Genomic DNA, 7,035 nt, shown 5'->3' on the forward strand with positions numbered 1-7,035 from the left:
TCAGGCTTTTTTTTGCGCTGCGTTATGTCATAGTCGGGCTCGACTGCCAATATAATGGAATGCAACGCAATGAAAAAATGGCTTTTTATCGCCGGTGCTGTCATTGGTTCTAGCGCCGTCGGCACGGCATGGTATACCGGCACGCAATACGATGAGATCCTTCAGACACAATGGCTCACCGCACAGCAGCAAGCAGAACTAAGCATCGACATCACGGTCACCGAGCAAGGTCTGTTCAGCCGCACCGAGCAGTTCCACATGACGGTCACAAATCCGGAATTTGACCAACCGATAGAGCTGTATATCCAACAAAACCTGCGTTTCTGGCCGTTATACATCAGCGCCGACATGCGGATCGATCTGAGTCAAGGCAGCTTAGCGCAGCTGCAAAGCTACATCGAACAAGCCCCAACGCAAAGCGGCGGCTGGACCGCCTCTGTGCTGAGTCAAAGCGGACAACACAACTTCCAACTCGGTCCAATGCGTTTTTCACCTGAGCCTGGCGTGACCGTCACCCTTGAGCCGATTGAATTTTCCGGCAGCTTTGCACTGGATATGTCCAGCAGCAGTGGAACCACCACCTTGCAGAGCATTGAGTTTCAAGCCGATGACGCCGTGTTGGAGATAGGTCCTGTGATGATGGAGGTCGACTCCGTTCTGGTTGATAACGTCTACGACATTCCCAATTTTGCCATGAGCATTGCCAGTCTCCAGTTCAAAAATGATGAACAGCTGCAATTGACCAATTTGGTGATCAGCAGCCAGTCGACCGAGCACGACAGCAGCAAAACCTTTGCGAACCAGATCGCCGTTGAACAGTTTCACTTCGAATCGCCACTTGAGCAAACCCACATTCGTGTCGATCAACTGCGCTTCAATAGCGCCTTGGCCGGTCTAAATGCGGATGCTTATCGCCGATTGGTTAACCTAGGTCAACTCGATGCCGACAAGATGGAAGCCGAAGCGATGCAAGCGTTGGATCAGCTCATCGACAAAGGCCTGCAATGGCAGCTCAGCGAGATTGGCGGACAAGTCGACATCGCCCTGCCGGGACAGATCATCAAAGGTGAGTTCGACTCCCGTGGCCGCGTCGATCTTGCCCCGATCAAGTTCAGTGAGCTGATCCACCCAATGATGGCACTGGCAAAGCTTGATGCCGAGATTGATTTAACCATCAGCGACGCTATGTTTGCCGAGCACCCGTTTGGTCCCATGCTGCCGCAACTGGTCGAAGCCGGTTACCTAAAGCAAAGCGAAGCCAAACTCACCACTCAGTTTGCCTTTAAGCAAGGTGTGGCAACATTCAACGGCTTACAATTTGCCTTGTAATACTGCTTAAAAAAATGAAAAGCCTGACTTTAGTCGGGCTTTTTTTGTGAGTCCGATCTGGCATGCTGGGGCTCTGCTGTTCAAGGAGCTCATCATGAAGAAAAAAATCGCTCTGACAGGTTTGCTGATCCTGTCCAGCCTTCTCTTTGCCAGCCATCTGACCGGTCAGATCTATCAGGACGTGCTTGGTAAACAGTTGGAGTTAATCAAACAACAACCCGGCATCGAACTGCAGATCCGAAGCGCCCGCCCCGCGCCCTTTCAACGTCATGAGCACTATACCCTGACGCTCCACGATCCGAACCTGGACAGTCCTATCACCTTGGTGATCATCCAACAATTGCAGTTTTGGCCACTGTTGGTCAAAGGCAGCACCCACATCGACTTCGTTCACAGCAGCTTAGCCTTGCTTGAGGGGACACTTTCGGCCCCCAAACAACACAGCCAATGGCATGCGTCCATACTCGGCAACCGCGGCGCGTACCGCTATCAACTTGAACCAATGACGCTGGTGCTGTCACCACAAAACCGCATTGAACTCGGCTCCCTTACCCTCTCTGGCGCATTTCATTTGGACCTCAGCCACTGGGATCTCGCCCTACAATGGCAGGACATGAACCTGATCCACGGCGAACACACATTGACGTTTGAACAATTAGGGATAGAACTCGACGCCACTCTGATTGACGACATTTATGACATGCCGCGCACTGCGCTGACACTGGCCGCCTTGTCATATCAGGATGAGCAAGACACCGACCTGACATTGACCGGCTTGTCACTGCACGCCAACATCGATGACAAACGGCGGGAGATGCAAATTCGCTCAGATCTGAATATTGACCAACTGGCCTTGCACTGGGCCAGAGAGGAGCTGGAACTAAAGCTGAATCAATTCACTTTCCACAACCAAGTGGACGGCATCAACAGCGCACTCTATCGACGCTTTCTGGCACTCAGCCAGTTGCCACCGCAACAAGCCTCGTTTGAAATGGAGTTACTGATCCGACAACTCCTGCAACAAGGTGCGCGTTGGCAACTGGATCAGTTGCAAGGGCAGATCACCCTCGCACTGCCCAATCAACACATCGATGGTCAGCTCTACACCGCAGGTCATATTGAGCTACTTGGCATGCCAAGCAGCTACCAACGATCCCTGCTTGCCGCACTGGAGGTGGACCTCGACATTCATTTCAATGACAGCCTGTTTGCCCAACACCCTTTGGCTGACATGGTCGCGCACCTCAAAGCCAAGCAAAAACTGAACACAGAGCACGCCCTCTGGCAAACCCGATTTCAGTTTCAACAAGGCACAGCCAGCTTTAGCGCCCCGACCGAAACGCTCTAGCGAAAGGGCCTGCCCACACCGACAACAAGCCCACATTGCGTGGGCTTACCCAATCCGTGCTGTTTACCCTAAGGCTTGAGCGAGATCGGCCAGAATGTCATCAATATGCTCGATGCCCACGCACAAACGGATCATCTCGCCACTGACGCCAGCGCTCTGCAGCTCCTGCGCATTCATCTGCCGGTGCGTGGTCGAAGCCGGATGACAAGCCAATGACTTGGCATCGCCAATGTTGACCAAACGTTTAAACAGCGCCAGCTTATCGTAAAACGTTACCCCGGCGTCATAGCCACCTTTCAATCCAAAGCTCAGCAGTGAGCTTGGGATCCCACCTTTGATGTACTCCTGTGCTCTGCCGTGATCACCATGCTCAGTCAAACCCGCAAAGCTCACCCACTCCACCGCCTCATGACCAAGCAAGTACTCAGCAACCCGGATTGCATTCTCACAATGACGCTCCATCCGCAGCGGCAGGGTTTCAATGCCCTGCATGATCAAAAACGCGTTAAACGGCGAGATCGCAGCACCTGTGTTGCGCAGTGCGACAGTACGTACCCGGCCAATAAACGCCGCCGGGCCAAACGCCTCGTTGTAGATCACACCGTGATAAGCCGCTTCCGGCTCACTAAACTGCGGAAAACGCTCAGCGTGCGCCGGCCAATCAAACTTGCCCGAATCAACAATGACGCCTCCCAAAGAGGTACCATGGCCACCCGCGTACTTCGTCAACGAATGCACAACAATGTCGGCACCAAACTCGAAAGGCTTACACAAAATCGGCGTCGCAACGGTGTTATCTACCACCAAGGGCACCCCACCGGCATGTGCCGCCGCAGCCAAGGCGCTAAGATCCGCCACATTCCCAGCCGGGTTTCCAATGCTCTCGCAAAAAACCGCCCGTGTATTTTCGTCAATTAATTGCGCGACATCCTCAGCGGCGTCGCTGGCCGCAAACCGCACCTCAATGCCCATACTTGGCAGCATGTGGGCAAACAATGTGTAGGTACCACCATAAAGCTGTGGCGTCGTAACAATATTGTGGCCCTGAGACGCTAGCGTCATCACCGCATATTGGATCGCTGCCGAGCCAGCACTGACCGCCAAACTGGCAACGCCTCCCTCCAAAGCAGCCATCCGCTGTTCCAGCACATCCGTGGTGGGGTTCATGATCCGCGTATAAATATTGCCCGGCGTCGCCAGATTAAACAGATCCGCCCCGTGCTGAGCGCTGTCAAACTCATACGCGACCGTCTGGTAGATAGGTGTCGCCACAGACTTGGTGGTGGGATCGGTCTCATAGCCATGATGAATGGCCAGTGTTGCATCTTTCATGTCGTGGCTCCTTGCCAAATGCGGACGTTTAGACGTCTAAACTAAACCAGTTCCATGATGCATCGCAATCCTTACGAACAAATATTGGGCGGGTTCGGCAAAGATTTTGCTATCCCAGCAAGAAGTTTCACTCACAGTCATCAGCAAAATCATCTTTCATCCGTGTTTTTTTTCGCCGCAGGCGGTGTTAAGCCGGCGAGTTTTTGCCTAGTCTGTTTACTTTGCGGGCGAACGCAACGTGCCGCAGGACTTTTTGCTGGCAAAGCAGTTGACGCTACCAAACCAACTCAGCATAATACGCCCCGCTTCCAACGAGAAGCGCATGGCTACGTAGCTCAGCTGGTTAGAGCACGGCACTCATAATGCCGGGGTCGCAGGTTCAAGTCCCGCCGTAGCCACCATCTTTCACACTACCAAGTGATGGATGTGAAAAATCAGTGCGGACGTGGCGGAATTGGTAGACGCGCCAGATTTAGGTTCTGGTATCTTACGGTGTGAGAGTTCAAGTCTCTCCGTCCGCACCATCTGTTGGACTATCGCCAAGCGGTAAGGCAGCGGGTTTTGATCCCGCCATTCCCAGGTTCGAATCCTGGTAGTCCAGCCACTATTTAGAAACACGCATCGCGGGTTTCACAACAAGTTAGATGGCTACGTAGCTCAGCTGGTTAGAGCACGGCACTCATAATGCCGGGGTCGCAGGTTCAAGTCCCGCCGTAGCCACCATAAACATCGTTGTTATGGCGAAAGGAAAGTGCATGGCACTCAGCTAACACTGAGGCGTCACAGGCCAATCCCGCCGTGGCCACCGTTGTTTCAAGTCTTAAAGTTTACTTTAAGCACCCTAGTTGGACTATCGCCAAGCGGTAAGGCAGCGGGTTTTGATCCCGCCATTCCCAGGTTCGAATCCTGGTAGTCCAGCCATTTTTTAGAAACACGCACTGCGGGTTTCACAACAAGTTAGATGGCTACGTAGCTCAGCTGGTTAGAGCACGGCACTCATAATGCCGGGGTCGCAGGTTCAAGTCCCGCCGTAGCCACCATTGTTTCAAGTCTTAAAGTTCGCTTTAAGCACCCTAGTTGGACTATCGCCAAGCGGTAAGGCAGCGGGTTTTGATCCCGCCATTCCCAGGTTCGAATCCTGGTAGTCCAGCCATTTTTCAAGTCTTGTGCTCTCGCAGCAGAAGCAACTTAGTTGGACTATCGCCAAGCGGTAAGGCAGCGGGTTTTGATCCCGCCATTCCCAGGTTCGAATCCTGGTAGTCCAGCCATTTTTCAAGTCTTGTGCTCTCGCAGCAGAAGCAACTTAAGTTGGACTATCGCCAAGCGGTAAGGCAGCGGGTTTTGATCCCGCCATTCCCAGGTTCGAATCCTGGTAGTCCAGCCATTTTTCAAGTCTTGTGCTCTCGCAGCAGAAGCAACTTAGTTGGACTATCGCCAAGCGGTAAGGCAGCGGGTTTTGATCCCGCCATTCCCAGGTTCGAATCCTGGTAGTCCAGCCATTTTTAGAAACACGCATTGCGGGTTTCACGTCAAGTTAGATGGCTACGTAGCTCAGCTGGTTAGAGCACGGCACTCATAATGCCGGGGTCGCAGGTTCAAGTCCCGCCGTAGCCACCATTATTTGCACTACCAAGCAGATAATTACAGATTTTTGCGGACGTGGCGGAATTGGTAGACGCGCCAGATTTAGGTTCTGGTATCTTACGGTGTGAGAGTTCAAGTCTCTCCGTCCGCACCATCTTTTGGGCTATCGCCAAGCGGTAAGGCAGCGGGTTTTGATCCCGCCATTCCCAGGTTCGAATCCTGGTAGCCCAGCCATTTACAAAAACCGACCATTGGTCGGTTTTTTTTGTATCCGGAAAAAATGCTACGCCACTGCTGGATATGACTTCCCAAACGATCCCACCCAGCCTCTCATCTGCCAATATGACGAGTCCGCCTCTCTGCCGGTGACCATCAAAGCAAGCTTGCTTGTACCCTCGATGACTCACGACATCACAACGCCTCCGTACGTCCATGCTGATCGCGTCTGCTCTCCCCATCCCAGTTGATCCAAATCGACCCCTTCCATCTCAGGCTAGCGTGCTCTTCAGCCCTCGATCAAAGTGATGGATGTCAGTGCAATACACATCATTCCAAATAGAAGCACAGTGGCTAAAAGCAAAACAACGGCTGGTAAACACACCAGACGGCCGATCTTCCATCTCCTCGTTCATCCCCAAAACGCAATCCCCCCTCATTGAGGTGAGCTCAACGCACGGACGTGATCACCGGATCCCGCCCAGTTTTAAGCAAAAACAGTCAAACCAAATGGCTCTCAAACCCTCCCAAAGATCCTGCGCCAACGCATTTCGATAACTTGCATCGAAACGTCCGGCCTCATCGGACAAAAAGCACCCGAAAAATACAGCTGCGCTCGACCTCCACCGTGGCAACGCCTCCCCACTCAGCGAGTATCGGCCAACAGCAAGGAGCTGACGACAAAAGCAAAGCAGCGAATTCAACACAGTCTCGCTCACTCTACCAACAACAAACGCTCAGCCCGTCGCCACCCTGTTCAATAACCAAGCAAACGAACTTTTTGCTCTAGCCATGCCCCTCAGAGTTTGTAATACTCCGTCCCGCACTAAAGGTGAGGTGGCCGAGTGGCTGAAGGCGCGCCCCTGCTAAGGGCGTATAGGCTAAAACCTATCGAGGGTTCGAATCCCTCCCTCACCGCCATTGCTTCTGTCTGGGGCAATGTTCTTTTACCAAAGAAAGTGACAACACGGACGCGGGATGGAGCAGCTTGGTAGCTCGTCGGGCTCATAACCCGAAGGTCGTTGGTTCAAATCCAGCTCCCGCAACCACTTTTCATCGAATTGATTTACTTTGATTCGAGCCTTCCCTCTTAGAAGTCAAATAAGACACTCGGACGCGGAGTGGAGCAGCATGGTAGCTCGTCGGGCTCATAACCCGAAGGTCATCGGTTCAAATCCGGTCTCCGCAACCACTTTCCTTTAAGTCGATGTATTTTTGGCTTAATG

Annotated in this window: 3 protein-coding genes and 16 tRNA genes; 18 read left to right on the top strand and 1 reads right to left on the bottom strand. The window is 52.8% G+C overall.

Annotated elements, in window-relative coordinates:
- The first annotated feature begins 69 nt into the window (after positions 1-69).
- Together ABEA08_RS04080 and ABEA08_RS04085 are read left to right on the top strand one after the other, a co-directional pair.
- Positions 70-1,329, top strand: coding sequence for a DUF945 family protein (locus ABEA08_RS04080; protein WP_345333586.1), 1,260 nt, complete (start codon positions 70-72; stop codon positions 1,327-1,329).
- A gap of 94 nt (positions 1,330-1,423) precedes the next feature.
- Positions 1,424-2,677 (top strand): DUF945 family protein, encoded by a 1,254-nt coding sequence (locus ABEA08_RS04085; RefSeq protein ID WP_345333588.1) that lies wholly within the window; start codon positions 1,424-1,426, stop codon positions 2,675-2,677.
- A gap of 63 nt (positions 2,678-2,740) precedes the next feature.
- On the opposite strand, the gene ABEA08_RS04090 is transcribed toward ABEA08_RS04085, so the two are convergent.
- Complete coding sequence (locus ABEA08_RS04090) at positions 2,741-4,009, bottom strand: O-acetylhomoserine aminocarboxypropyltransferase/cysteine synthase family protein (protein ID WP_345333590.1); 1,269 nt, start codon at positions 4,007-4,009, stop codon at positions 2,741-2,743.
- A 324-nt stretch (positions 4,010-4,333) separates the two neighbouring features.
- On the opposite strand from ABEA08_RS04090, the gene ABEA08_RS04095 reads away from it, so the two are divergent.
- The 16 genes from ABEA08_RS04095 (at position 4,334) to ABEA08_RS04170 (ending at position 7,001) form a co-directional block, all read left to right on the top strand.
- A tRNA-Met gene (locus ABEA08_RS04095) sits at positions 4,334-4,410 on the top strand.
- Between the two features lie 38 nt (positions 4,411-4,448).
- A tRNA-Leu gene (locus tag ABEA08_RS04100) sits at positions 4,449-4,533 on the top strand.
- A 5-nt stretch (positions 4,534-4,538) separates the two neighbouring features.
- Positions 4,539-4,613, top strand: a tRNA-Gln gene (locus tag ABEA08_RS04105).
- Between the two features lie 42 nt (positions 4,614-4,655).
- Positions 4,656-4,732 (top strand) — tRNA-Met (locus ABEA08_RS04110).
- A 123-nt stretch (positions 4,733-4,855) separates the two neighbouring features.
- Positions 4,856-4,930, top strand: a tRNA-Gln gene (locus ABEA08_RS04115).
- 42 nt (positions 4,931-4,972) lie between these two features.
- Positions 4,973-5,049 (top strand) — tRNA-Met (locus ABEA08_RS04120).
- A 38-nt stretch (positions 5,050-5,087) separates the two neighbouring features.
- A tRNA-Gln gene (locus ABEA08_RS04125) sits at positions 5,088-5,162 on the top strand.
- A gap of 40 nt (positions 5,163-5,202) precedes the next feature.
- Positions 5,203-5,277 (top strand) — tRNA-Gln (locus ABEA08_RS04130).
- Positions 5,278-5,318: 41 nt separating this feature from the next.
- Positions 5,319-5,393 (top strand) — tRNA-Gln (locus ABEA08_RS04135).
- A 40-nt stretch (positions 5,394-5,433) separates the two neighbouring features.
- Positions 5,434-5,508: transfer RNA gene (locus tag ABEA08_RS04140), tRNA-Gln, on the top strand.
- 41 nt (positions 5,509-5,549) lie between these two features.
- Positions 5,550-5,626: transfer RNA gene (locus ABEA08_RS04145), tRNA-Met, on the top strand.
- 36 nt (positions 5,627-5,662) lie between these two features.
- Positions 5,663-5,747 (top strand) — tRNA-Leu (locus ABEA08_RS04150).
- Positions 5,748-5,752: 5 nt separating this feature from the next.
- Positions 5,753-5,827, top strand: a tRNA-Gln gene (locus ABEA08_RS04155).
- A gap of 813 nt (positions 5,828-6,640) precedes the next feature.
- Positions 6,641-6,730, top strand: a tRNA-Ser gene (locus tag ABEA08_RS04160).
- A gap of 51 nt (positions 6,731-6,781) precedes the next feature.
- Positions 6,782-6,858 (top strand) — tRNA-Met (locus ABEA08_RS04165).
- Between the two features lie 66 nt (positions 6,859-6,924).
- Positions 6,925-7,001 (top strand) — tRNA-Met (locus tag ABEA08_RS04170).
- Positions 7,002-7,035: the final 34 nt, after the last annotated feature.

Source organism: Ferrimonas pelagia (genome assembly GCF_039543565.1).
GTDB lineage: Bacteria > Pseudomonadota > Gammaproteobacteria > Enterobacterales > Shewanellaceae > Ferrimonas > Ferrimonas pelagia.

What these genes read in the sequence shown, in the direction of transcription:
- ABEA08_RS04080 (WP_345333586.1), top strand. Translation starts at nt 70, where the DNA reads ATGAAAAAATGGCTTTTTATCGCCGGTGCTGTCATTGGTTCTAGCGCC.
- ABEA08_RS04085 (WP_345333588.1), top strand. Translation starts at nt 1,424, where the DNA reads ATGAAGAAAAAAATCGCTCTGACAGGTTTGCTGATCCTGTCCAGCCTT.
- ABEA08_RS04090 (WP_345333590.1), bottom strand. Translation starts at nt 4,009, where the DNA reads ATGAAAGATGCAACACTGGCCATTCATCATGGCTATGAGACCGATCCC.